Origin of the sequence: Streptomyces sp. NPDC051136 (assembly GCF_044455745.1) — a bacterium.
Lineage (GTDB): Bacteria > Actinomycetota > Actinomycetes > Streptomycetales > Streptomycetaceae > Streptomyces.
The window spans coordinates 878395-900558 of record NZ_JBITFE010000001.1 but is presented as its reverse complement, the minus strand read 5'-3'; the positions used below and the strand labels follow the sequence as shown (position 1 = coordinate 900558).

The 22164-nt window shown below is 72.4% G+C and carries 24 protein-coding genes; 14 read left to right on the top strand and 10 right to left on the bottom strand.

Features of this window, described 5'->3' with window-relative positions:
- Positions 1 to 33 precede the first annotated feature (33 nt).
- Entirely contained in the window at positions 34 to 1050 is a 1017-nt protein-coding gene (locus ACIBCJ_RS03960; RefSeq protein WP_365978578.1) for a zinc-dependent alcohol dehydrogenase family protein, read from the bottom strand.
- Between the two features lie 241 nt (positions 1051 to 1291).
- Here ACIBCJ_RS03960 and ACIBCJ_RS03955 point away from each other — a divergent pair, with 241 nt between their 5' ends.
- The 4 genes from ACIBCJ_RS03955 to ACIBCJ_RS03940 all read left to right on the top strand — a co-directional run bounded on the left by ACIBCJ_RS03955 (position 1292) and on the right by ACIBCJ_RS03940 (position 4467).
- Positions 1292 to 2182, top strand: coding sequence for a helix-turn-helix transcriptional regulator (locus tag ACIBCJ_RS03955; RefSeq protein ID WP_365978579.1), 891 nt, complete (start codon positions 1292 to 1294; stop codon positions 2180 to 2182).
- A gap of 190 nt (positions 2183 to 2372) precedes the next feature.
- On the top strand, positions 2373 to 2693 hold the full coding sequence (locus ACIBCJ_RS03950; RefSeq protein ID WP_365978580.1) for a carboxymuconolactone decarboxylase family protein: 321 nt from the start codon (positions 2373 to 2375) through the stop codon (positions 2691 to 2693).
- A gap of 175 nt (positions 2694 to 2868) precedes the next feature.
- Positions 2869 to 3303, top strand: coding sequence for a VOC family protein (locus ACIBCJ_RS03945; RefSeq protein WP_365978581.1), 435 nt, complete (start codon positions 2869 to 2871; stop codon positions 3301 to 3303).
- Positions 3304 to 3591: 288 nt separating this feature from the next.
- Positions 3592 to 4467, top strand: coding sequence for an alpha/beta hydrolase (locus tag ACIBCJ_RS03940; RefSeq protein WP_365978582.1), 876 nt, complete (start codon positions 3592 to 3594; stop codon positions 4465 to 4467).
- A 40-nt stretch (positions 4468 to 4507) separates the two neighbouring features.
- On the opposite strand, the gene ACIBCJ_RS03935 is transcribed toward ACIBCJ_RS03940, so the two are convergent.
- Entirely contained in the window at positions 4508 to 5386 is an 879-nt protein-coding gene (locus ACIBCJ_RS03935) for an alpha/beta hydrolase (protein WP_362509426.1), read from the bottom strand.
- Between the two features lie 117 nt (positions 5387 to 5503).
- Here ACIBCJ_RS03935 and ACIBCJ_RS03930 point away from each other — a divergent pair, with 117 nt between their 5' ends.
- Together ACIBCJ_RS03930 and ACIBCJ_RS03925 are read left to right on the top strand one after the other, a co-directional pair.
- Entirely contained in the window at positions 5504 to 5917 is a 414-nt protein-coding gene (locus tag ACIBCJ_RS03930) for a helix-turn-helix domain-containing protein (protein WP_365978583.1), read from the top strand.
- 328 nt (positions 5918 to 6245) lie between these two features.
- A complete protein-coding gene (locus tag ACIBCJ_RS03925) occupies positions 6246 to 7130 on the top strand; it encodes a GAF and ANTAR domain-containing protein (protein ID WP_362098472.1) in 885 nt (294 codons plus the stop codon).
- Between the two features lie 28 nt (positions 7131 to 7158).
- Here the strand turns inward: ACIBCJ_RS03925 and ACIBCJ_RS03920 are convergent, their stop codons facing one another.
- The 5 genes from ACIBCJ_RS03920 to ACIBCJ_RS03900 all read right to left on the bottom strand — a co-directional run bounded on the left by ACIBCJ_RS03920 (position 7159) and on the right by ACIBCJ_RS03900 (position 11134).
- Positions 7159 to 7410 carry a hypothetical protein gene (locus ACIBCJ_RS03920; protein WP_362098469.1) on the bottom strand — a complete coding sequence of 84 codons (252 nt, stop codon included), beginning with the start codon at positions 7408 to 7410 and terminating at the stop codon, positions 7159 to 7161.
- Positions 7411 to 7434: 24 nt separating this feature from the next.
- The gene (locus ACIBCJ_RS03915; RefSeq protein ID WP_365978584.1) at positions 7435 to 8367 is read right to left on the bottom strand and encodes a hypothetical protein; all 933 of its coding nucleotides are present in this window, start codon (positions 8365 to 8367) and stop codon (positions 7435 to 7437) included.
- Positions 8368 to 8467: 100 nt separating this feature from the next.
- Complete coding sequence (locus ACIBCJ_RS03910) at positions 8468 to 8908, bottom strand: OsmC family protein (protein WP_362509420.1); 441 nt, start codon at positions 8906 to 8908, stop codon at positions 8468 to 8470.
- 129 nt (positions 8909 to 9037) lie between these two features.
- On the bottom strand, positions 9038 to 9988 hold the full coding sequence (locus tag ACIBCJ_RS03905; protein WP_365978586.1) for an SDR family NAD(P)-dependent oxidoreductase: 951 nt from the start codon (positions 9986 to 9988) through the stop codon (positions 9038 to 9040).
- A gap of 222 nt (positions 9989 to 10210) precedes the next feature.
- Positions 10211 to 11134 carry an NADP-dependent oxidoreductase gene (locus ACIBCJ_RS03900; protein WP_365978587.1) on the bottom strand — a complete coding sequence of 308 codons (924 nt, stop codon included), beginning with the start codon at positions 11132 to 11134 and terminating at the stop codon, positions 10211 to 10213.
- Positions 11135 to 11257: 123 nt separating this feature from the next.
- Here ACIBCJ_RS03900 and ACIBCJ_RS03895 point away from each other — a divergent pair, with 123 nt between their 5' ends.
- Positions 11258 to 12289, top strand: coding sequence for a helix-turn-helix domain-containing protein (locus tag ACIBCJ_RS03895; protein ID WP_365978588.1), 1032 nt, complete (start codon positions 11258 to 11260; stop codon positions 12287 to 12289).
- A 17-nt stretch (positions 12290 to 12306) separates the two neighbouring features.
- Here ACIBCJ_RS03895 and ACIBCJ_RS03890 read toward each other — a convergent pair whose 3' ends face one another.
- Both ACIBCJ_RS03890 and ACIBCJ_RS03885 read right to left on the bottom strand, forming a co-directional pair.
- Positions 12307 to 13731 (bottom strand): glucose-6-phosphate dehydrogenase, encoded by a 1425-nt coding sequence (locus tag ACIBCJ_RS03890; protein ID WP_365978589.1) that lies wholly within the window; start codon positions 13729 to 13731, stop codon positions 12307 to 12309.
- The gene (locus ACIBCJ_RS03885) at positions 13728 to 15554 is read right to left on the bottom strand and encodes a glycoside hydrolase family 15 protein (RefSeq protein WP_365978590.1); all 1827 of its coding nucleotides are present in this window, start codon (positions 15552 to 15554) and stop codon (positions 13728 to 13730) included. The genes ACIBCJ_RS03890 and ACIBCJ_RS03885 overlap by 4 nt, the downstream gene beginning before the upstream one ends.
- A 228-nt stretch (positions 15555 to 15782) precedes the next feature.
- Between ACIBCJ_RS03885 and ACIBCJ_RS03880 the strand changes: the two genes are divergently transcribed.
- The 6 genes from ACIBCJ_RS03880 (at position 15783) to ACIBCJ_RS03855 (ending at position 20700) form a co-directional block, all read left to right on the top strand.
- On the top strand, positions 15783 to 16241 hold the full coding sequence (locus tag ACIBCJ_RS03880) for a universal stress protein (RefSeq protein WP_365978591.1): 459 nt from the start codon (positions 15783 to 15785) through the stop codon (positions 16239 to 16241).
- A gap of 9 nt (positions 16242 to 16250) precedes the next feature.
- The gene (locus tag ACIBCJ_RS03875) at positions 16251 to 18041 is read left to right on the top strand and encodes an IlvD/Edd family dehydratase (RefSeq protein ID WP_365978592.1); all 1791 of its coding nucleotides are present in this window, start codon (positions 16251 to 16253) and stop codon (positions 18039 to 18041) included.
- Positions 18028 to 19038: a C-terminal binding protein gene (locus tag ACIBCJ_RS03870; RefSeq protein WP_365978593.1), complete on the top strand. Its 1011-nt coding sequence runs from the start codon at positions 18028 to 18030 to the stop codon at positions 19036 to 19038. Before ACIBCJ_RS03875 ends, ACIBCJ_RS03870 begins: the two co-directional genes overlap by 14 nt.
- A 99-nt stretch (positions 19039 to 19137) precedes the next feature.
- Complete coding sequence (locus ACIBCJ_RS03865) at positions 19138 to 19722, top strand: helix-turn-helix domain-containing protein (RefSeq protein ID WP_365978594.1); 585 nt, start codon at positions 19138 to 19140, stop codon at positions 19720 to 19722.
- Positions 19723 to 19735: 13 nt separating this feature from the next.
- On the top strand, positions 19736 to 19924 hold the full coding sequence (locus tag ACIBCJ_RS03860; RefSeq protein ID WP_362098433.1) for a hypothetical protein: 189 nt from the start codon (positions 19736 to 19738) through the stop codon (positions 19922 to 19924).
- Positions 19925 to 20034: 110 nt separating this feature from the next.
- A complete protein-coding gene (locus ACIBCJ_RS03855) occupies positions 20035 to 20700 on the top strand; it encodes a ThuA domain-containing protein (protein WP_365978595.1) in 666 nt (221 codons plus the stop codon).
- Positions 20701 to 20873: 173 nt separating this feature from the next.
- On the opposite strand, the gene ACIBCJ_RS03850 is transcribed toward ACIBCJ_RS03855, so the two are convergent.
- On the bottom strand, positions 20874 to 21560 hold the full coding sequence (locus ACIBCJ_RS03850) for a YoaK family protein (RefSeq protein WP_362509388.1): 687 nt from the start codon (positions 21558 to 21560) through the stop codon (positions 20874 to 20876).
- Between the two features lie 196 nt (positions 21561 to 21756).
- Between ACIBCJ_RS03850 and ACIBCJ_RS03845 the strand changes: the two genes are divergently transcribed.
- Positions 21757 to 22140, top strand: coding sequence for a hypothetical protein (locus ACIBCJ_RS03845; RefSeq protein ID WP_365978596.1), 384 nt, complete (start codon positions 21757 to 21759; stop codon positions 22138 to 22140).
- Positions 22141 to 22164 lie beyond the last annotated feature (24 nt).

The following is a 22164-nucleotide window of genomic DNA, read 5'->3' as shown; positions in this document are numbered from 1 at the left end:
GGGTCTGGGTGTGGGTGTGGGTGTGGGTGTGCGTCAGGGCTTGAGCAGGGTCTTGACGGCGCGGCGCTCGTCCATGGCCTTGTAGCCCTCGGCGACCTGGTCCAGCGGGAGGGTGAGGTCGAAGACCTTGCCGGGATCGATCGCGCCGGACAGGACGCGGTCGATGAGGTCGGGGAGGTAGCGGCGCACGGGTGCGGGACCGCCGCGCAGCCCGACATGCGAGAAGAACAGCTCCTGACCGTCGACGGCGACCTCGTGCGGGACGCCGACGAAACCGACGCTGCCGCCGGGCCGGGCCGAGTGCAGCGCCTGGCTCATGGCCTGTGCCGTGCCGACACACTCCAGAACGGAGTCCGCGCCGATCCCGCCGGTCAGCTCCTTGACCCGGGTCACGCCCGCCTCGCCACGTTCGGTGACGATGTCGGTGGCACCGAACTCCCGCGCGAGCCGCTGGCGGGTCTCGTGGCGGGACATGGCGATGATCCGCTCGGCGCCCAGCTCCCTGGCGGCGACGACCGCGCACAGGCCGACCGCGCCGTCGCCGACGACCACGGCCGTGGAGCCGGGCTTCACCTCGGCGGCGTCGGCGGCCCACCAGCCCGTGCCCATGACGTCGGACACGGCCAGCAGACCGGGCCAGAACTCCTCGTCCGGCACGTCGTCGGTGGCGACCAGGGTGCCCTGGGCGTTGGGGATGCGGACGTATTCGGCCTGGCAGGTCGACATGAACTCGCGATCGAGGCAGTTGGACTGGAAGCCGTTGCGGCAGTTCGCGCAGGTGTTGTCCGACGTGGCGAACGAACCGACGACGAACTGCCCGGGCTTCACCGAGGTCACCTCGGCCCCGACCTCCTCGACGAAGCCGACGTACTCGTGCCCCATGGGGTGAGGCTGCTCGGTCGGCTCCGCACCCCGGTAGGGCCACAGATCCGAACCGCAGACACAGGTGACCGCGGTGCGGATGACCGCGTCGGTGGGCTCGAGGATCTTCGCGTCGTCCACGGTCTCGAAGCGGATGTCGCCGGGGGCGTGGATCACTGCACCGCGCATGGGGGTGACTCCTTGCATGTCGTACTCACTGACGGGGGCGCTCAGGGCGTGCCGTCCGGGCGCCGCGGGCCGGCGCGGCCGGCCGCCGGGACGGGCGGCGCCGTTCCCCGGTGGCGTGTCGGACGCCCCTGGGTTGCCCGGTTTCCAGGAAACCGCTCTTTCGCGTGCGCAGCGAGTTACCAGTGAGGGGTGTACTGGCAGTGCATGCCTTTCCCGCCGGGCGCGTCGTACCGTCGAAGACATGGACAACCGTGAGGAGGTCCGCGAGTTCCTCACCTCGCGGCGCGCGAAGATCACCCCGGAGCGCGCCGGCCTGCCCTCGGGCTCCCGCCGGCGCGTGCCCGGGTTGCGCCGGAGCGAGGTCGCGGCCCTGGCCGACATGAGCGTGGAGTACTACGCCAAACTGGAGCGCGGCCATCTCGCCGGTGTCTCCCCCGCCGTCCTCGAGGCCGTCGCCCGCGTGCTGCAGCTTGACGACGCCGAACGCGCCCATCTGCTGAACCTGGCGCAGGCCGCCGACGGCACCGATGTCCTCACCCGTCCCCGGCGCCGGCACCCGAAGGGCCGGCAGCAGGTCCACCGCAGCCTGCAGTGGACGCTGGACGCGATCACCGCCGGGCCCGCGGTCGTGTGCAACGGCCGGCTGGACATCCTTGCCTCGAACGCCCTCGCCCGCGTCTTCTACGCGGAGCTGCTCGCCGACGCGGCCAGCCGGCGGAACCTGGCCCGCTTCCAGTTCCTCGCCCCGGCCTCACGCCGCTTCTATCCGGACTGGGAACTGTTCGCCGACATGGCCGTCGCGATGCTGCACGCACAGGCCGGCCGCAATCCGTACGACAAGGACCTGCACGACCTCGTCGGTGAGCTGTCCACCCGGTCCGAGGAGTTCCGCACCCGCTGGGGTGCTCACAACGTCCGCCAGCACGGCACCGGCACGAAGCGGTTCCACCACCCGTCCGTCGGCGAACTCGTCCTCGCCTACGAATCGCTCGACCTCGCCGCCGACCCCGGTCTCCACATGACCGTCTACGCGGCCGAACCCGGAAGCCCTTCCGAAGAGGGGCTGCGCCTGCTCTCCTCCCTCGCCGCCACCGGGGACGGCACCCTGGCCACGGACCGCCCCGCCGGCTGAGTGTCGAGCCGTGCCCGCGACCGGACGGCGGCCGTGGTCGAAGGGCCCTCCGCTCGACGGAGCGGTATCACCATCGGATCGGGACCGAGTGCGTACGCCGAACGCGCGCCTGCGGGTGCCGCGCGGTTCCGCGTGACCGACAGTGTGCAACGCCGCATCCGTCCGCCCAACCGTCGCAGGGAGTCACACCATGGCGAAGCAGTCCGCGCCCCGGGAACTGGCCGGCATCGCGCCGAGACTGGTCGAGATCACCGACGAAGTGCTGTTCGCCGACGTGTGGAAGCGGCCTGGGCTGTCGCCGCGGGACCGCAGTCTGGTCACCGTCAGCGTGCTGGCCGCCCTGTACCGCAGCGAGCAGGTGGAGTTCCACCTGGGTGTGGCTCTGGACAACGGCCTGAGTGTGGAGGAGCTGTCCGAGGCGATCACCCACCTCGCGTTCTACGCCGGGTGGCCCAACGCGATGAACACCATCACCCAGCTGAAGAAGATCGTCGACGAGCGCGGCGTCTGACCCCCCTGCTCCCGCGCGACAGCGGCGTCGCGACATGGTCGTCCCCCCCATCACTTCGCGGTCCGCCCGTCCGGGCGGGCCCGGCGGCGGCGGGCGGCCGTACTCCTCCCGCTGCCCCGGTGTTCTGCCGGGAATTGAACGGCAGGATCCCTCCGGTACGCGGTACGGTGCGCCGATGTCAGCGATCAAGAAGTTCCAAGTCACCTTCGACTGCGCGGACCCCGAGCGCGTCGCTCGCTTCTGGTGCGAGGTGCTGGGGTATGTCATACCGCCGCCACCGGAGGGATTCGCCACCTGGGACGAGTTCAACCGCTCCCAGCCTCCGGAGAAGCAGGGGTCGTCGTTCGCCTGCGGTGATCCCTCTGGCGAGGGCCCGCGCCTGTACTTCCAGCGCGTGCCCGAAGGCAAGACCGTCAAGAACCGCGTACATCTCGACGTCCGGGTCGGCACCGGACTCGTGGGGGACGAGCGCCTCGCCGCACTCGAAGCCGAGTGCGCCCGGCTGGTCGCGCTCGGCGCCACCCACGTGCAGACGCTGTACGCCGACGAGGAGAACGAGTCGTGCATCCCCATGCTGGACATCGAGGGCAACGAGTTCTGTATCGACTGAGCGTTCTTCTCCCGGCAGCGTGCGACGGGAGAGGACGCGTCGACCTCCCCAGGTTCGGCGTCCTCCCCCGGCCCGCCCGGTGACTACCCGCCCGGGCCGTTCCCATCCCTCCTCTTTTTTCAGCGGCCGACCGACACATCAAGGGTCGATACGTCGACATGCCGATGCGGGACGCACTCGACGACGGGGTTGCCACGGACGCGCGCACATGGCCCGTCGGGGGCGGGGCAGGGGGAGAGCACCGCGTCAGTGGTCGGACGCGATCTCGAGCCGTCCTGAGGGGGCCGGATGTTCGAAGGGTTCGAAACCGCGCGGATCGCTGTCGGCGATGCCACCGTCTTCGTCCGCTACGGCGGGGAGGGACCGCCGGTGGTGCTGCTGCACGGGCACCCTCGCACGTCGGCCACCTGGCACCGGGTGGCTCCCCTGCTCGTGCGAGCGGGTCACACCGTGGTCTGCCCGGACCTGAGGGGATACGGACACTCCACGGGGCCACGCTTCACGGAGGACCACGCCGGCTATTCCAAGCGTGCGGTCGCCGACGACGTGGTTGCCGTGATGCGGCACCTCGGACATCGCCGGTTCGCCCTCGTCGGCCATGACCGTGGAGGCAGCGTCGCCCTGCGTCTCACCCTCGACCGCCCCGACGTCGTCTCCCGGGTCGCCTTCGCGGACTGCTTGCCCCTGACGGAACATCTGTCACGTATCACCGCCGAGTTCGCCACGCAGTGGTGGCACTGGTTCTTCTTCGCCCAGCCGGACATCCCCGAGCGGGTCATCACCGCCGATCCCGACAGCTGGTACCGCGGCGACCCCGAAACCATGGGTGAGGAGAACTACGAGGAGTGGCGCCGAGCCACCCGCAGACCAGAGGTCGTACGGGCGATGCTCGAGGACTACCGCGCGGGTCTCACCATCGACCGGCGTCACGAGGAAGCCGATCGCGCCGCCGGAGCCCGCATCACCTGCCCGACGCTGGTGCTCTGGTCCCTGCGGGACGACTTGGAGGACCTGTACGGAGATCCTCGTGCGATCTGGAGCCGATGGGCAAAGGACGTCCGCGGACACGGCATCGACTCCGGTCACCACGTTGCGGAAGAGGCTCCCGGCCCCCTGGCCTCCGCGCTCGCCGACTTCTTCGCGGCGGACCCGGGGCCCGCGTAGTCACTCTGTGGGTCTGGGAGCAGGTACCACCGGGACCTGGTCATGCCGCCTTCGCGGCCTCTGCGGCCCCCGCGGCCTCGTCGGCCTCTGCGGCCAGGAACGGGCGCAGCAGCGTGAGCAGGGCGCGCGGCCGGTGCAGGGGGATGATGTGGCCGCAGTCCTCGATGACGTGTCCGGTGAGATCGTCGGTGACCGGACGGAGCTGGTGTTCCAGCGCGGCACCGACGGGCCGGGCGCCCAGCGCCATCGTCGGCACCGTCAGGCGGGCGGCGGCAACCGCGCGCTCGATCTGCACCGCGCTCTCGGGCAGGGCCCGGTAGTACGAGAACGCGCGGCTCAACGCCTGACGGCCGGTGTACGCGCGGACGAAGGCGTCGCGCAAGGCGGGGCGCACCCCGTCGCCGAGGGTGCCCGCGCGCAGAAACCAGTCGACGTAGGCGGCCTCGTGGCCCTCCAGCACGGTCTCGGCGAGGCCGGACCCGGCGGAGTGGAAGCCGAACCACCACGGCGGCCCGTCGGCGAGGAAGTCCTCGGCGCCGGGCAGCCCGCCCAGCAGGGACTCCATGACCACCAGGCGACGGACGAGACCGGGACGACGCAGGGCGAGGAGGAAGGCGGGCGCGGTGCCCGCGTCGATGCCGACCACCGCGGCCGAGGACACCCCGAGCGTGCTCAGCAGCGCCTGGGCGTCCTCGGCGAGGGTGCCCGCGTCGTACCCGGAGGCGGCCGGGCTGCTCGCGCCGAACCCGCGCAGGTCCGGCGCGATGACGAGGTGACGTGCGGACAGGTCGGCCATGACGTCCGTCCACAGCTCCCAGGTGTGGGGGAAGCCGTGCAGCAGCAGAACGGCCGGGCCCGATCCGGCGAGGGCGACGTTGAGCTCGACACCGTTGACGGGAATGCGCCGCAGCTCGGGCATGGAGTGCTCCAAGGGGTGTGGTGAGGAAGGGGAGGTGAGGAATGGTGACCAGGTCACGGTAGGGAACTAGAGTGCTCCTACCAAGACGGCACTTTCCCTTCAGGTGGTGAGCCCGAGGTGACCACGTCCGGGCGGGGCGGACGCAACCGGCGTCCCGGTGAGCGCGGAGACCTGCTGGACCCGCGCTGCCCGACCCGCCGGCTGCTCGACCGCATCGGCACCAAGTGGACGTCGATGACGGTCAAGGTGCTGGCCGAGGAGGCTCCGGGCGAGCTCCGTTTCGCGGAACTGCGGCGCCGTGTCCCGGGCATCTCGCAGAAGATGCTGTCCGTCACCTTGCAGAGCCTGGCGCGTGACGGCCTGGTCGCGCGCCGTGTGGAGCCCACCGTGCCGCCCGCCGTCCACTACCGGCTCACCGGCCTCGGCCTGTCCCTCGAAGGACCGCTCTCCGTCCTGCGGGAGTGGGCCGAGACACACATGTCGGAGATCGACCGCAACAACCGGCTCGCCGACGAGCCACCCCCCGGCTAGCACGTGCGTCGACCGCACGGGGCACAACCGCTCGCCGATGGCCGCGCCGAGGACGGTCGCCCCGGGCGGACCGCCGACGTGACGCATCGTCGGCTCGTCGGTCGGCTCGTCGATGGCCGGCTCGTCGCATCGGCGGCTTGTCGCATCGCGAGACGGTGATGACTGCGCGATGACCCGCATTTGGGAACCGGTTGGGTTGCGCCGGACGAGCCGGTTCTGGTTAGGGTCGGTTGCAGTGCTTGGGAAGCAGGTGCTGCCCGCGGCCGGCCCGGAGGACGGCGGTCGCGGTTGCTCGTGACGCCTGCCGTACCGCATTGGAGCTCTTTCCATGGCCCCGCTGTCCCAGTACCCGAGTGGAGAAGCCACCCCGACGCCGCCGTCCGGCACCGGAGGGGGTCCGCACTGGGCGCAGGAGCAGCTCGACCGACGCAACCGGCAGTTGGGGCACGCCGGTGTCGCCCGCGCCCAGGGCATCCTTGCCGGGCGGTACCGTCTGCAGGGCGCCGACGAGGCGTTCGCGCTGCTGAAGACCGCGTCGCAGCAGTCCAACATCAAGCTCCACACACTCGCCGACGCGGTCGTCCGCACCCCGGCTCCGGACCCGGAAGCGACGGCCTGGTTTCCCGGTCGGGCCCGTTCCCTCCCTCCCCGCCTGCCCTGGCTCCGTCCGGAAGGAAGCGCGCGGGACAACCAGGGCGCCGTGCTCAAGGCGGCACTCCACCGCGTGCTGACGATCACGCAGACGCCCATGGGCAATGTTCAGCTCGCGGAGAGCGGTCGGCTGCACCTGGCCCGGCACACCGGGCTGAACAAGTACTTCACCGACTTCTTCGCCTTCGTCGAGGCCCCCACCACCTCGTGCGCACAGGCGGCTTCCGCCCGCCGCCAGGTCACGGTGCGGGACGTGGGAACCGCGGCCGTCTTCGACGAGGCCTCCCGGCACGCCATTCTCCAGACAGGCAGCCGGGCCGCCCACAGCGTCCCCCTGGCCAACGGCAACGGCCAGGTGCTGGGCATGATCTCGTCCCACCACGAACGCCCCATCAGCGGCTTCACCCGTGCCCAACTCGCCGCGCTGCAGCAGACGGGAACCGACGTGGGCCGCTGGCTCTCCTGGCACTGGCGCACCGTCGTCCTCGACGCCCTGGAACACCTGCACGCTCAGGCCATCGGCACCTGCCTCCGCCCCGACGGCACTCCCGTCGGACCGTAGCCCGTGGGTGGGCGTCCGCCCGCGGGCACTACGGCCGGTGGTCGGGCACGTCCGTGGCAAGGCGGTACCTCACGGTCACGTCGCGGTAGTCCCGCCCCGGTGTCACACGGTGCGGAAGGTTGGTCCGCTCGGAGCGGGACTCCGACGCGCGACCTCCGGTGCCGGGGAAGGACACCCTGGTCCGTGGTGCCTGCTCGAACTTCAGACGGTCGCCGCTCACCACCGCGTCGAAGCTGATGGCCGGGCCGGTGCCCGCGGAGTCGCCACCGGGGCCGTCCACGGTTCGAGGCGGTGACGCGCCCGTTCACGGCGGCTCTCCGCGCCCCCCGTCCGCACGGCGCCGGACGGGCCGGGTCGCTCCCGACTCGTCGTCCGGTACACGGCGTCTCCGGGTGGCGGAACGCCGGCCGGTCTCCTGCTTCGCCTCCCTCGCTCCGGCATCCCTGGGCGTGCGTCGTACGCTGCGCACGGCAGCCCGCCCCGTCTCCGCAGCCGCGTCGCCCTCGCCCTCGCCCTCGCCCTCGCCGTCGCCGATCCGGCCTGCCGCACCGCCGACGTCACCGACGGCTCTCCCCGCGTGCTCCCCGACCCCCTCAGCGGCCTCGCCCGCTCCCCGCGCGACCTCTCCCACGGCGTCTCCAGCCCTGCCGCCGATGCCCTCGACCGCCGAACCGGCCCCCTCTCCGACGTCCTCGACCGCCGAACCCGCCCCCTCTCCGACGTCCCGCACGGCCGTCCCGGCGCCGCGGCCCACAGCGTGTACGGCCGACCCGACGCCGCGGGCCAGGTCCTCCAGGATCTGCGGATTGCGGTCGAGCGTGGTGAGCACCCGGTTGATGATCTGCGCGACGTTGTCCAGCCGCACCTTGAGCCGGGCCTGTGCCTCGACTCCGGCGATGTCGAGGTGGACCTGGCCGAGCGCCACGTCGGCGCCCACGTTCAGCTTGAGCAGGTCGAGCACCTCGGCCTGGAGGGACACCCGGGCCCGCAGGTCCTCCACGTCGAGGTGGAGCTCGTCGACCTTGAGCTGGGGGACGTCCAGGAAGACGTCGGGGCCGTGCTCCTCGGCGACCGACGCGGCCTCGTCCGCCGCTCCGTCTTCTTCGACCGGCTCGGCCCAGTCGTCGTCCCCGTCGTAGATCCCGTCGTCGTGGACCACGTCGTCGTAGGGCTCCGGCTCCCGCGTGGGGCCCCTGTCCGTCGTGCGGTCCTCGTCGTCCTCGGCATGGTGCTGCATCGCTGCGCCTCCGCGAACTCGTCCCGTCTTACTCTCGTCCCATTTACTCCAGTATGGGGCGAAAGGGGGCGGTGAGATCGAGTTCGCGGGCGTCGCAGGGTCAGGCGTCGGTGACGGTGGTGGTCACCGGCGTGCCGATCTCGACGGTCCTGCTCACGGTGCAGAGGCTGTCGTGCGAGGCCTTGACCGCGCGGGGCAGGATCGCCCGCGCGCGCTCCGCTCCCTCACCCTCCGGGAAGGCCACGGTGAAGACGACCTCGAGGTTCGTCATGCGGTTGCCCTGGTCGTCGCTGACCTTGTCCCCCCTCACCGTCACGGAGAACCCGGTGGGCTCCGCGTGGCGGCCGGTGGCGACGTCGACGTCGACGGCCGTGCAGCCGCCGATCGCGGCCAGGAACAGCTCGACGGGGGTGAACGCGGTCCCCTGGTCGTCGTCCGAGGCCGTACCGAAACTGATCGATCCGCCGCGTGCGTTGGTGGCCACGAAGCGGCCGCTGCCGGTGCGTTCGACGACGACGGAACGTTCCGAGTGTTCGCTCATGCCGCTCACCCTAGCCACATCGACGCACCGGCTCACGGCACCGGACCGGCACGGTGTCCGGGGTTCCCAGAGACCCGGAGCAACACCTGCCGCCCCTCCCCCGCGAGCCCGTCCGGGACCCGTCCGCGCCTACCGGAAGCCGAGGTGCGGATCCGCGCCGACCAGTTCCCCGCTGGCGGCCCACAGGCGCGCCGCGACGACCGGGGCGGCCATGTGCGCGGGAACGGGCTCACGCCGCGGTTTGCCGCGCAGTCCGAAAACCCTGGGGCCCCACAGCTGCCCGCCTCGCACGGCGGGGTCGAGGACGGCACGGACGAGCGGCCACGCCCCGGCGTACTTGCCCTGCACCACGAGCGCGGAGGGCAGGCCGCGCAGCCGCTCGCCGGGGGTGGTCTCGCTGACCGTCGGACGGGACGGGGTGAGGGAGTCCAGCGCACCGCCGGGATGGGCCACCACACTGAGCACCGTGCTGCCGACGGCACGCAGCCGGCGGTCGAGTTCGAAGCCGAAGCTCATCTGCGCCAGCTTCGACCGGCCGTAGGTGCGCTTGGGCCGGTAGTCGCGGGCCGACTGGAGGTCGTCGAGGTCCAGCCGTTCGGACCGCGCCGCGAAGCTCCCCACCGTCACGATCCGGCCCGCCGGCGCCGCGGCCAGGAGAGGTGCCAGCCACTGGGTCAACGCGTAATGGCCGAGATGGTTGGTGGCGAACATCAGCTCGTGGCCGTCGGCGGTCCGCCGGCGGGGCGGGTCGTCGAGCGCGACGCCCGCGTTGTGGACCACCGCGTCGAGAGCGCCGACGTCCAGCGCGCTCACGGCGCCCTTCAGAGATGACAGATCGGCGAGGTCCAGTCGCAGGTGCCGCACCCGCGCGCCCGGAACGCGCGAGCGGATCGACGCCATGGCCCTGTCGGCTCCGGCACGGTCACGGCTGCCGATGACGACGAGGGCGCCGGTGGTGGCGAGCTGCTCCGCGACGAAGTAGCCGATGCCCGCACTGCCCCCGGTGACGAGGAAATTCCTCCCCTCGGCGGACGGCAGCCGGTGAACGTCCCACGGTCGGTTCCGGGATGCGGAGGTCACGATGGCAGACTCCTTGCGCTGACGGACGGGGTGCCCGGGCGGAGCACCGACTCGCCCAAGGTCGCACCGGCCGGCGACAGGCCGCCGACAGGTCGACGACAGCTCGCCCCTGCCACCGACAGATCGACAACAGATCGCATGCACCACCGACGGATCGGCTCACCACCGGCAGATCAGTGACGGATCGCGCCCGCCGCCGACGGACGACCGGCACCCCGGCCCTCAGGCCACCGTGAGCACGATCTTGCCGGTGGTCCGGCCCTGCTCGCCGATCTCGTGCGCCTTGGCGGCCTCGGCCAGCGGGAGGACCGTCTCGACGACCGGCCGCACCGCGCCCCGTTCGACGAGCGCGGCGATCTCCCGCAGACCGTGGTGGTCCGGCTCGACCAGCATCCACGTCGCCCGCACTCCGTCGGGAGCGGCGGGGACGTCGTCGGGACCGGGCAGCGTGATGAGGCGGCCGCCGTCGCGCAGGACGCTGATCGACCGCTCCGCCGTCCCGCCGCCGATCCCGTCCAGCACCACGTCGACGTCGGACACGGCGTCCTCGAACCGCACCGAGCGGTAGTCGATCGTCTCGTCCGCGCCCAGCTCCCGCACCAGGGCGTGCTTGGCGGCACCGGCCGTGCCGATGACGTACGCGCCCCGCGCCTTCGCGATCTGCACCGCCAGGTGTCCGACGCCTCCGGCCGCCGCGTGCACGAGCACCCGCTCGCCGGGCCGGACGTCCGCGGTGTCGACGAGGGCCTGCCAGGCGGTCAGTCCGGCGAGCGGCAGCGCCGCCGCCTCCGTATGCGTCAGAGCGGCCGGTTTGCGCGCCAGGTGCCGGGCCGGCGCCACGACGTACTCGGCGTACGCCCCTGCCTGGCGGGGGAACCTCGGCATCCCGAAGACCTCGTCGCCGGGGCGGAACAGGCCGACACCGGGACCGACCGCCTCCACCGTGCCGGACACGTCCCAGCCGACCGCCGGTACGGCGTCCCAGCCGATGAGGGCGCCGGAGGCGCGGGTCTTCCAGTCGACGGGGTTCACGCCGGCCGCGTGCACGCGCACCAGGACCTCGTTCAGCCCGGGTTCCGGGCGCTCGACCTCACGCTCGACGAGTTCCTCGGGTCCGCCCCACCGCTCCACGACCACCGCACGCATGTCTCTTCGTCCTTCGTATCGATCGGAGTGGCGCCGGGTGCTTCCCGGCGCCGCAGTTCACGATCGCCGGTCCGGGCATCGAGCAGTGTTGGCCGTACGGCCACTATGTGACAGGATTCGGCCATGGTGAGCGACGCACGGCGGACGGCGGTCCGGACAGCGCGGGACGGCGGGGACGGGCCGCACCGGATCGCGGTGCTGGCCCTGCCCGGGGTCCCGCCCTTCGAGCTGGGCATCCCGTCCCGCGTCTTCGGCAGCGCGCTGGACGACGAGGGCCGTGCGCTGTACGAGGTCACCGTCTGCACCGCCGACGGCGGTCCCGTCCTGAGCGACGCGGGTTTCGCCGTACAGCCGGCCGCCGGTGCCGCGGCTCTCGCGGAGGCGGACACCGTGATCGTCCCGCCCACGCACGCCATGCCCGAGCTGGGCCGCGGGGGCCCGCTGCCGCCCGAGGTGACGGCCGCGATCGCGGGCATCCGGCCCGGCGCGCGGCTGGTGTCCATCTGTTCCGGCTCGTACGTGCTCGCGGCGGCCGGACTGCTCGACGGGCGGCCCGCCACCACGCACTGGAACCTGACGCCCGAGTTCCGTCGCGCCTATCCCCGGGTGAAGGTCGACGAGGAGGTCCTGTTCGTCGACGACGGTGACGTGCTGACCTCCGCGGGTGTGGCCGCCGGGGTCGACCTGTGTCTGCACATGATCCGCAAGGACCACGGAGCCGCCGCCGCGAACCGGGCCGCCCGGATGTGCGTCGTGCCGCCCTGGCGGGACGGGGGGCAGGCGCAGTACATCGACCGTCCCATTCCGGACCCCACCGTGGCCGGCACCACCGACACGCGCGCCTGGGCTCTGGAACACCTCGGGGAACCGTTGTCCGTGGCGCGGCTCGCCGGGCACGCCAAGATGAGCCTGCGTTCCTTCAGCCGCCGGTTCCGCGACGAGGTCGGCATGACGCCGGTGCAGTGGCTCACCGCCCAGCGCCTGGAGCTGGCGAGGCAACTGCTGGAGACGACCGATCTGTCCGTCGACCTGGTCGCCCACCGGTCCGGTTTCGGCTCGGCCAACTCCCTGCGGGCGCACATGAGATCCACCTTCGGCGTCTCACCCGCCCACTACCGCCGCAGCTTCAGCGCACGCGCCGACGTCGACGTGTAGGTCCCCGCTTCGCCGCCTCAGCCGGCCGGCGGGATGGACTCCTCGTGCAGCAGGTCGTCCCGTCGCTCGGGGGTGGCGTGGCGGGGTGGCGGCCCGTCCGAGCCCGCCGGGTACTCCTCCAGCGGCACCAGGCCCCGCTCCCAGGCGGACAGGACCGGTTCGACGACGCGCCACGCCTCCTCGGCCTCGTCACCGCGGAGGGACAGGGCCGGGTCACCCCGGAGGACGTCCAGGAGCAGGCGGCCGTAGGCGGGCAGGTCGGGGGCGTCCATGCGGGCGGTCAACGAGAGCTGTGTGAGGGTTTCGGGACGTGAGCCGGTCGCGGTCAGGTCCATGCTCAGGCTCTCCGGCTCCAGTCCGAAGCGCAGCACGTTGGGACGGACGTCCTGGTCCTGGCCGAAGGGCAGGTGGGGCACCGAGCGGAAGCGGACCGCGACCTCCTTGCGGTCCCGGCCGAGGGCCTTGCCGCTGCGCAACCGGAACCGGGTGCCCGCCCAGCGCCAGCTGTCGAGCTCCAGCACGATCTCGGCGAAGGTCTCGGTGCGGCGCCCGGCGTCGACACCGGCCTCGTCGACGTAGGCGGGCACGTCGTGGTCAGCATGCCGGCCGCCCGCGTAGCGGGCCCGGCGGGTGCGCTGTACGACGTCGTAGTCGGTCAGCGGCCGCACCGATCGCAGCACGTCGACCTTGCGGTCGCGCAGGTCCCGCTCGCCCAGGGTGAGCGGGGGTTCCATGGCGACCAGGCACAGCAGTTGCAGCAGGTGGTTCTGCACCATGTCCTTGAGTGCGCCCACGTGGTCGTAGTAGCCGGCCCTTCCCTCAAGGGCGAGGGTCTCGTCCCAGACGATCTCGATCTCGGCGATGTGGGTGCTGTTCCAGATCGGTTCGAGCATCCTGTTGGCGAGCCGGCTGCCGAGGACGTTCTGGACGGTCGTCATGGCCAGGAAGTGGTCGACCCGGAAGACGGCGCTCTCGGGCACGAGTTCGGCGAGCAGCCGGTTCAGTTCCTCGGCGCCGGCGAGGTTCTCGCCGAAGGGCTTCTCCAGGACGATGCGGCTGCCCGGGGGCAGTCCCGCGCGGTGCAGCGCGGTCACCGTCGCCGGGAAGAGGGCCGGCGGGAGGGCGAGGTAGACGGCCACCGGGTCGTCACCGGCGACGGCTGCGGCCACGTCCGCCGGATCGGTGACGTCGGCCCTTCGGTAGTCCGCCGACGCGGTGACGGCACGCCGCGCCTCGTCGGGGAACTCGGAGCCGTGACGGACGAGTTGCTCCTCGGCCCACTCGCGGTAGCGTGCGTCGTCCCAGTCCTCCCGGCTGGCGGCCCGCAGGCCGAACCGGTCGTCGAGGTGCCCCGCCGCGTACAGGGCGGCCAGTGCCGGCAGGAGGTAGCGGCCCGTGAGGTCGCCCGTCCCCCCGAAGACGACGAGTCGTCGGACGGTCATCGGGACGCACCCCTCGCCCGGGCGAGATTGACTCCGCTGGCGATGGTCCCGATGTGGCTGAAGGCCTGGGGCGCGTTGCCCATGAAGGCTCCCGTGGTGGGGTCGATCTGCTCCGACAGCAGCCCCAGGGGGCTCGCCCGCGAGCACAGCGACGCGTACAGTTCCTCGGCCTCGTCGAGACGGCCCTGGCCGGTCAGGTTGTCCACCAGCCAGAAGCTGCACAGGACGAAGGCACCCTCCTCGCCGGGGAGACCGTCGGGGTGTTCGTCGTGCAGGTACCGGTAGAGCAGTCCGTTACCGGCCGAGAGGCGTTCGGCGACGGCGCGGGCGGTCGCCACCATCCGCGGGTGGTCGACCGGCACGACCTGGCGCAGCGGCAGGTTCAGCAGGCTGGCGTCGAGGACGCCTCCCCCGTCCATGTACACGCTGAGTGTCTGTGCGTCCTCGTCCCAGGACTGTTCCAGGATGAGTTCGCGCAGCCGGCCGGCCTCCCGGTGCCACTGGCCGACGTTGCCGGGCAGGCCGTAGCGTTCGGCGATCCGGGCCGCCCGGTCCAGGGCCACCTGGCACAGGCCGACGGAGTAGGTGAACGGGCGGCCCTCGCTGCGGATCTCCCACAGGCCCTGGTCCGGCCGGCGCCAGGCGTGGGCGGCCGTGTCGGCGAGTCCGGCCAGACTGCCCCACATCGCGGGCTGTATCTCGCCGCCCCGGCGCAGCCACTGGTCGGCGCAGTCGAGAATCTCGCCGTACACGTCGTGCTGGCGCTGGTCGGCGGCGCCGTTGCCCCAGCGGACGGGTGCGGAGCCGCGGTAACCCTCCAGCCCGGCGTCCTCGAACTCTTCGGGTACCTGCCCGCCGTCCAGGGTGTACATGATGAGCGGTCGGCGGCTGCGCTCGAACGCGTCGAGGACCCAGCCGAGGAAGGCGTCGGCCTCGCCGCCGAAGCCGATGCGCCGTAGCGCGAAGACCGCGAAGGCGGCGTCCCGGATCCAGGCGTAGCGGTAGTCCCAGTTGCGGACGCCTCCGATGGGCGCGGGCAGGGAGGAGGTGGGGGCGGCGACGAGCGACCCGTTGGCCCAGTCGTCGCACAGCTTCAGGGTGATCGCGGCGCGCCTGACGAGTGCTTCCTGCGGCCCGGCGTACTCGCAGGAGCGCATCCAGCGCCGCCAGGCTTCGGCGGTCTGCCGCAGCATGGCGTCGGGGTCGAAGCGGTGGTGGCGGTGGAAGCGCCCCCAGGACAGCACCAGGTCGAGCCGGTCACCCCGCTCCAGGTCGTGCACGGTGCGCAGGCCGCTCAGGGGGCGGTTGGAGCGCAGGTGGAGGCGCAGGCCCTCGTTGCGGGCGGGACGGACTTCGAGGCCGCTGTACAGGTGGTGGGCCTGCGCCCCGCCGCGCGGTTCCATCTCCACCCCGAGGCGTACGCGTCCCTCCAGGACCAGCACGGAGCGGACGAGTTCCCCGCGGCCGGACGGCGCGTCGTCGCTCAGGTCGGCTCCGGAGCGCAAGGCGAGCGCGTCCGTGACGCGTACCAGGCCCGTGTCGCTGCGCAGTTCCGTGTGCAGCACGCCGGTGTCGGGTTCGTAGCGTTGCCGGGCTTCGCGCAGGTTCTCGGGCGCCACGGTGAAACGGCCGCCCCGGGAGTGGTCCAGCAGCGCGCAGAACACGGGGTCGGAGTCGAACCGGGGCAGGCACATCCACGGGATGGTGCCGTCGAGGCCGACGAGCGCCGCGGTGGTGCCGTCCCCGATCAGGCCGAGGTCCTCCAGGGGCAGGTAGCCGTCCGGGCGGCGAACCGGCCGGAACGGCGGGTCGGGATCGTACATACCGTTCGCTCCTCGGAAGCCCGCCTGCGCTGGTGCTGTGACCCAGCGTCGGCCAAGCCCGCGCGCCCCGCAAACCAGGTAGCCCGGTCGGCGTCGGGCCCGCGTCGGCGGCCGGCCCGTCGCCGAACTGCGCCTGCGGCGCGGCCGGGTTTTACTGGGGGTGATCCTCCGGCCGCGGGACCACCGGTGCCCGCAGGCCGTACGCCACCGTCGAGCGGAGAGGCGTCCATGGTTGACCAGCGTGAGGGAACCGGCACCGTCGTGGTCGGAGTGGACGGATCGGACTCGTCGAAACGGGCCGTCCGCTGGGCCGTGCGTCAGGCGGAGGCCACGGGGGGCGCGGTGGAGGCCGTGACCGCGTGGGAGGTCCCGCAGTTCCACGGCGCGCTCGGCTGGCTGCCCCCGTCGAGCGGCGACGAGGCCGCTCTGGAGGCCCGGGCCCGGCAGGAACTGATCCGCACCGTCGAGGAAGCGGTGGGACCGCAGCCCCCGGTGGAGGTGCGAGCCGAGGCCCGTTACGGCACGCCGGCCGGGGTGCTGCTGAAGGCGGCCCAGGGTGCCTCCCTGCTCGTGGTCGGGAGCCGGGGGCGCGGGGGCTTCGCCGGACTGCTGCTGGGGTCGGTGGCGCAGCACTGCGTTCAGCACGCACCGTGCCCGGTCCTCGTGGTGCGCGGCGAGGACGGCTGAGGAGCCCGCATGTCACAGACGGCCGGACCGCCGGCCCGGCTGCGCAGCCGGGCCTGGTGGGACAACGCGGACAACCCGGAGATGACGGCGCTGTATCTCGAGCGGTTCCTGAACTACGGTTTGACCGCGGCGGAGCTCCAGTCGGAGCGCCCGATCATCGGCATCGCCCAGACGGGCAACGACCTGGTCCCCTGCAACCGGCACCACCTCGCGCTGGCCGACCGGATCAGGGACGGGGTGCGGGACGGTGGCGGGATCCCGTTCGAGTTCCCGGTCCATCCGTTGCAGGAGACGGGCAAACGCCCCACCGCCGCGCTGGACCGCAACCTCGCCTACCTCGGACTGGTCGAGGTCCTCTACGGCTATCCGCTGGACGGCGTGGTGCTCACCACGGGCTGCGACAAGACCACGCCCGCGTGCCTGATGGCGGCGGCCACGGTGAACCTCCCGGCGATCGTCCTGTCCGGCGGCCCGATGCTCAACGGCTACCACAACGGGATGCGGACGGGCTCGGGCCTGGTGATCTGGCAGTCCAAGCGGCTGCTCGCCGCCGGGGAGATCGACTACGACGAGTACATGACGCGCGTGGCGGCGTCGGCGCCCAGTATCGGGCACTGCAACACGATGGGCACGGCGCTGTCGATGAACAGCCTGGCCGAGGCCCTGGGCATGTCCCTGCCCGGCTGCGCGGCCATCCCGGCCCCCATGGCGGAGCGGGCCCAGATGGCCTACGACACCGGCCGCCGGGCGGTGGACGTGGTGCGTGAGGACCTGACCCCGCGCAAGGTCATGACCCGGCAGGCGTTCGAGAACGCGATCGTCGTCGCGTCGGCCGTCGCCGCGTCGACCAACGCGCCCATCCACATCAACGCCATCGCGCGCCACACGGGGGTGGATCTGTCCAACGAGGACTGGCAGCGCGTGGGACGCGACATCCCGGTGCTGGTGAACCTCGCCCCCGCGGGCGAGTACCTCGGGGAGGACTTCCACCGGGCCGGCGGGGTCCCGGCGGTCATGCGGTCGTTGCTGGAGGCGGGACACCTGCACGGTGACGCGATGACGGTCTCGGGCCGCACCGTGGCCGGGAATCTGGAGTCGGTCCCGTCCGCGGACCCCGCGGTCATCCGTCCCCTCGCCGATCCCGTGACCGCCCAGGGCGGACTGCTCGTGATGAGCGGTAACCTCTTCGACTCCGCGATCATGAAGACGTCTGTCGTCACCGACAGCTTCCGGGCCCGTCGCCTGCCGGGCCCCGACGGGTCGTCGGTGTTCGAGTTCCGCGCGATCGTCTTCGACGGTCCCGAGGACTACCACGCCCGCATCGAGGACCCGGCGCTGGACATCGACCAGGACTGCATCCTCGTCGTCCGCTACACCGGGCCGGTCGGGTATCCGGGCTCGGCCGAGGTCGTGAACATGGAGCTCCCGGCCTCGCTGAGCCGGCGGGGCCTCACCTCGCTGCCCGCGCTCGGTGACGGCCGCCAGAGCGGTACGTCGGACGCACCGTCCATCCTGAACGCCAGTCCCGAGGCGGCGGTCGGCGGCACCCTCGCCGTCCTGCGCACCGGCGACCGGATCCGCGTCGACCTGGACCGGGCACGCGTCGACGTCCTCCTGCCGGACGAGGAGATCGCCGAGCGGCTGGCCCGGCACGAGCCTCCGGCACTGGAGCACCAGACACCGTGGCAGGAGATCTACCGGGCCACGGTCGGGCAGCTGGACAGCGGCGGCTGCCTCGAACTGGCCGTGGCCTACCAGGATCTCGTCCACAGCAAGGGGATTCCGCGTGACTCGCACTGACCCGGGCCGGACGATTCTGATCGCCGACTCCGACTTCGGCGACGTGGACATCGAACGGGCCGTCGTCGAAGGCGCCGGACTCCGGCTGGTCGCCGCGCAGTGCAAGAGCGAGGACGAGGTGATCGAGGCGGGCAGGGAGGCCGGTGGCGTGCTGACCCAGTACGCGCGCGTCGGCAGCCGCGCCGTCGAGGCGTTGACGCACTGCCGGGTGATCGCCCGTTACGGCACCGGCGTGGACATCGTCGACGTCGAGGCCGCGACCCGGCACGGCGTCCAGGTCACGAACGCCCCCAACGAGTGGTGCGCCGAGGAGGTCGCCGACCACGCCGTGGCTCTCTGGCTCGCGGCGGCCCGCAAGATCTGCCGGTACGACCGGGCGACGCGAGAGGGCGAGTGGCACTGGAAGACGGGCAGGCCCGTGCGGAGGCTGCGGGGACAGGTGCTGGGCCTGCTCTCCTTCGGTGCCATCGCACGGCTCGTCGCCGAGCGGGCGCACGCCTTCGGCGTCGACGTGTGGGCCCACGACCCGTTCGTCGACGACTCCGAGATCCGCGCCTGCCGGGTCCGGCCGGTCTCCTTCGACGAACTGCTGGAGGGCGCCGACCACCTCGTGGTGCAGGCGCCGCTCACCCCGGAGACCCACCACACCTTCGACCGCGCGACACTCCGCCGGATGAAGCCGAACGCCGTCCTCGTGAACACCGCGCGCGGGCCCATCGTGGAGGACGCGGCGCTGTACCAGGCACTGACCGAGGGATGGATCGCCGGCGCGGCACTCGACGACATCGAGGAGGAACCGGCCAAGCAACGCGACTGGCAGCCGGACAATCCCCTCTTCGGCCTTCCCGACGTCGTCGTCACCCCGCACGCCGCCTACTACTCCGAGGAAGCCATCCGGACGGTTCGCACCATCGTGGCCGAAGAGGCCGTACGGGTCCTGACGGGAGAACCCGCGCGGTACCCCGTCAACGACCTGCGCGGCCGCCCCGTCCGGTGAGGGCCGCAGGGCGCACTCGCCGGGATCGCCGGCCCCTCCGGAAAACTTGATGCAAAGACTCCGTTGCAAGGACTTCTTTGCAACGCTATCTTTGTAGGTATGAACGAGCCCCAGGACTCACCCGTCCGCAATCTCGATGCCCGGTCCCTGCGTGGGCTCGCACACCCCCTGCGCATGCGGCTGCTGGACGCCCTGCGCTTCGGCGGCCCCGCCACCGCGTCCCAACTCGCTGCAAAACTAAGCGAGTCGAGCGGCGCGACCAGTTACCACCTGCGGCAGCTCGCCCTCCACGGTTTCATCGAGGACGCCCCCGAGCGCGGCAAGGGCCGGGAGCGGTGGTGGAAGGCGGTCCACACGGGCCTGCGCTTCGACGACGCCCTGCTCACGGACGCCAGCCCGGACGTGCGTGGTGCTGCCGACCTGTACGTCCACGAGGTCGCCACCACCCAGGCCCGGGACCTGTCGACCTGGCTCGGCAACCGCCCGGCGTGGCCGGCGGAATGGAACCGTGCCTGGGACATGAGCAGCGCGACGCTGCGGCTGACGCCCGAACTGACCCAGGAACTCGTCGAGAAGATGCATGCGCTCGTCGACGCCTACCGCGACCGGGCCGCCGACGAGGACGACACCGACACCGCTCAGGTACGCATCCACACCCATGCCTTCCCCCTCACCACGGAATGAAAGGGACAGCCCGATGCACCCCGAGACCCACCTCGCCCTGCACCACGCCCGCGCCGCCGAACTGCGTGCCGAAGCCGACACGTACGGTCTCCTCGCGGCGGCCCGGCACTCCCCGCACCTCCGTACCCGGCTCGGCTGGGCCCTCGTGGGCGTCGGCCTGCGGCTGGCCACCACTCCCAGGGCGGCTGCCGCCCTTCCCTAGCACCGTGCACGACGCCGCCCCCGCGGCGATCGTCACTCGACGAGAACGTGTCGGGCGTAACGGCGGCGCGCGCGGGGCACGTCGAGGATGCTTCGAGGAGGGAGCAGGACATGAGGACCCGCAAGGCCCTGGTGGTCCGCGGCGGATGGGAGGGCCACGACCCGGTCGGCTGCACCGAGGAGGTGATGCCCGCGCTGGAACACGCGGGGTTCGAGATCGAGGTCGCCGAGGACCTGGCGGTGTACGAGGACGCGGATGTGCTCGCCGCCACGGACCTCGTCGTGCACTCCTGGTCGGAGGGCGGGCTGACGGCGGAACAGGAAGCGAACCTGGTCGACGCCGTCGAGGCGGGCACCGGTTTCGCCGGCTGGCACGGCGGCGTGGTCGCCACGAACCTCGCCAGCCCCCGCTACCTCCGGATGGTCGGGGGCCGCTTCCTGTGGCACCCGGAGGGCTTCCAGGAGTTCACCGTACGGATCGCCGCCGCGCCGGGCCGGGACGCGGCGATCACGGAGGGTATCGCGGACTACGACGTGGAGACCGAGCACTACTGGGTGCTGACGGACTCCCTCAACACGGTCCTCGCCACGTCCGTGCTGACCCCGGAGGCCACGGACCCGTGGGACGGCCCCGTCGAGTTCCCCGTGCTGTGGACGCGCCGCTGGGGAGCGGGGCGGGTTTTCGTCTGCACCCTCGGCCACCGCGTCGCGGACCTCCGGGTACCGCAGACGGCGGCGATCGTCCGCCGCGGGCTCGTGTGGGCGGCGCGCGCGTGACGCCCGTGCACGCCCGGGCCGTCCGGTGCCGCGCTCCGCGTCGGGCCGGTACGCCCCGCGTGTCAGGAGCTGCCGCACACGACGCCCCGGTACCCGACGGCGTTCCGGGTGACCGCCCGGACTGACGACCGGGCTCCCCGCTCCGCACCGGGACGCAGGCGAGACGCGGCGCGTCAGGCCTCCTGCCGGGCCCTCGTACGGGCGGGCACGACCAGCCATGCCGCCGTCACCAGCAGCGCGGGGAGCAGCGGAGCGGCGGCGGGCAGCAGGCGCTCGACCAGGGTGGCGGCGGCCGCGCCGAGGATCAGGAGCCCCATCGTGACGAGGACGCTCCACCGGATGCGCCGGGCCGTCACCGCGTCGCTCACGGCCCCGGTCAACAGCCCCGTCAGGTACGCGGTCGGCGCGTGCGCGCCCATCGACACACGCACGCCGGCGTTCTGGCAGCCCATCGCGGCCGCCACCGTTCCCAGCATCACCGTGCGCCCGCCGCCCGGGGGGTCGCCGTCCACGGCGAGCCACCACCCCACGGCCGCCCACAGCAGGAGGAGTTCGAGAAGCATGAAGTCGGCCGGCCGCGAGCGTCCGCCGGGTCGGGCGCGGCCTGCCGTCCAGGCGGCTCCCGCCGCGCCGAGCACGTAGCAGACCACCGCGACTGCGGCCAGGCCGCCGAGTGCCCGGTCCCCGCCGACCAGACCGACCCCGATCAGCGCCGAGTTGGCGGTGACCACACTGGTGAAGACCCCGCCCAGGGAGAGGAAGCCCCAGGCGTTGACGGCTCCGGCGGAGAAGGTCAGCAACCGCGCCGCCCAGGTCTGCGCGTACTGCCGCGACCCCGGCGGGAGACTCCTGCGCCGCATACCCTCCGTGGTCCTCTCCTCGCCTCGACCGGACCCGGACGGAATCCTCGCCGACCGGGGCGGCGGCACGGGCCGCGACACGCGAAACGCGCACCGGCCTGCCCCGCACCGCGGAAGTCGGCGCGCGCGCAGTCACCACCCATAAGATCCCGCGCTCAGGGCATGCGGCCCCTGAACGACAGGAGGGGGTCGTGGGATGAACGCAGGGCTGGAGGTCTCCCTGGCGCGGGGCGGGACGGACGATCCGTCGGGCTGGGCGTGGGGCGCCGCGATCTTCGCGCTCTACCTGCTGATCGGCTACGGGCTGGAGTACCGGTCCAAGAGGCGCAGGGGCGCCACGCGCCCGGCGAAAGCGGCGGCAGAAGGGCTGTTCAGCGAACGTGACGGCGTCGACCCGGGGCAACGTTTCGCCAGCCGCATGGTGATGCTGTGCGGCGGACTCGCAACGGGACTGGCCGGGTTCCTCACCCGGCACGCCCACCCGGCGGTGCTGATCCCGACCGTGGGCGTCGTGGCACTGCTCGGCATCTTCGCGTGGGCGTACTTCGACTACCGCTCGGAGCCGCGCGACGGGAAGTAGTCCTGGCCGGAAGCCGGTCCGCGC

What these genes read in the sequence shown, in the direction of transcription:
- ACIBCJ_RS03960 (WP_365978578.1), bottom strand. Translation starts at nt 1,050, where the DNA reads ATGCGCGGTGCAGTGATCCACGCCCCCGGCGACATCCGCTTCGAGACC.
- ACIBCJ_RS03955 (WP_365978579.1), top strand. Translation starts at nt 1,292, where the DNA reads ATGGACAACCGTGAGGAGGTCCGCGAGTTCCTCACCTCGCGGCGCGCG.
- ACIBCJ_RS03950 (WP_365978580.1), top strand. Translation starts at nt 2,373, where the DNA reads ATGGCGAAGCAGTCCGCGCCCCGGGAACTGGCCGGCATCGCGCCGAGA.
- ACIBCJ_RS03945 (WP_365978581.1), top strand. Translation starts at nt 2,869, where the DNA reads ATGTCAGCGATCAAGAAGTTCCAAGTCACCTTCGACTGCGCGGACCCC.
- ACIBCJ_RS03940 (WP_365978582.1), top strand. Translation starts at nt 3,592, where the DNA reads ATGTTCGAAGGGTTCGAAACCGCGCGGATCGCTGTCGGCGATGCCACC.
- ACIBCJ_RS03935 (WP_362509426.1), bottom strand. Translation starts at nt 5,386, where the DNA reads ATGCCCGAGCTGCGGCGCATTCCCGTCAACGGTGTCGAGCTCAACGTC.
- ACIBCJ_RS03925 (WP_362098472.1), top strand. Translation starts at nt 6,246, where the DNA reads ATGGCCCCGCTGTCCCAGTACCCGAGTGGAGAAGCCACCCCGACGCCG.
- ACIBCJ_RS03915 (WP_365978584.1), bottom strand. Translation starts at nt 8,367, where the DNA reads ATGCAGCACCATGCCGAGGACGACGAGGACCGCACGACGGACAGGGGC.
- ACIBCJ_RS03910 (WP_362509420.1), bottom strand. Translation starts at nt 8,908, where the DNA reads ATGAGCGAACACTCGGAACGTTCCGTCGTCGTCGAACGCACCGGCAGC.
- ACIBCJ_RS03900 (WP_365978587.1), bottom strand. Translation starts at nt 11,134, where the DNA reads ATGCGTGCGGTGGTCGTGGAGCGGTGGGGCGGACCCGAGGAACTCGTC.
- ACIBCJ_RS03895 (WP_365978588.1), top strand. Translation starts at nt 11,258, where the DNA reads ATGGTGAGCGACGCACGGCGGACGGCGGTCCGGACAGCGCGGGACGGC.
- ACIBCJ_RS03890 (WP_365978589.1), bottom strand. Translation starts at nt 13,731, where the DNA reads ATGACCGTCCGACGACTCGTCGTCTTCGGGGGGACGGGCGACCTCACG.
- ACIBCJ_RS03885 (WP_365978590.1), bottom strand. Translation starts at nt 15,554, where the DNA reads ATGTACGATCCCGACCCGCCGTTCCGGCCGGTTCGCCGCCCGGACGGC.
- ACIBCJ_RS03880 (WP_365978591.1), top strand. Translation starts at nt 15,783, where the DNA reads ATGGTTGACCAGCGTGAGGGAACCGGCACCGTCGTGGTCGGAGTGGAC.
- ACIBCJ_RS03875 (WP_365978592.1), top strand. Translation starts at nt 16,251, where the DNA reads ATGTCACAGACGGCCGGACCGCCGGCCCGGCTGCGCAGCCGGGCCTGG.
- ACIBCJ_RS03865 (WP_365978594.1), top strand. Translation starts at nt 19,138, where the DNA reads ATGAACGAGCCCCAGGACTCACCCGTCCGCAATCTCGATGCCCGGTCC.
- ACIBCJ_RS03860 (WP_362098433.1), top strand. Translation starts at nt 19,736, where the DNA reads ATGCACCCCGAGACCCACCTCGCCCTGCACCACGCCCGCGCCGCCGAA.
- ACIBCJ_RS03855 (WP_365978595.1), top strand. Translation starts at nt 20,035, where the DNA reads ATGAGGACCCGCAAGGCCCTGGTGGTCCGCGGCGGATGGGAGGGCCAC.
- ACIBCJ_RS03850 (WP_362509388.1), bottom strand. Translation starts at nt 21,560, where the DNA reads ATGCGGCGCAGGAGTCTCCCGCCGGGGTCGCGGCAGTACGCGCAGACC.
- ACIBCJ_RS03845 (WP_365978596.1), top strand. Translation starts at nt 21,757, where the DNA reads ATGAACGCAGGGCTGGAGGTCTCCCTGGCGCGGGGCGGGACGGACGAT.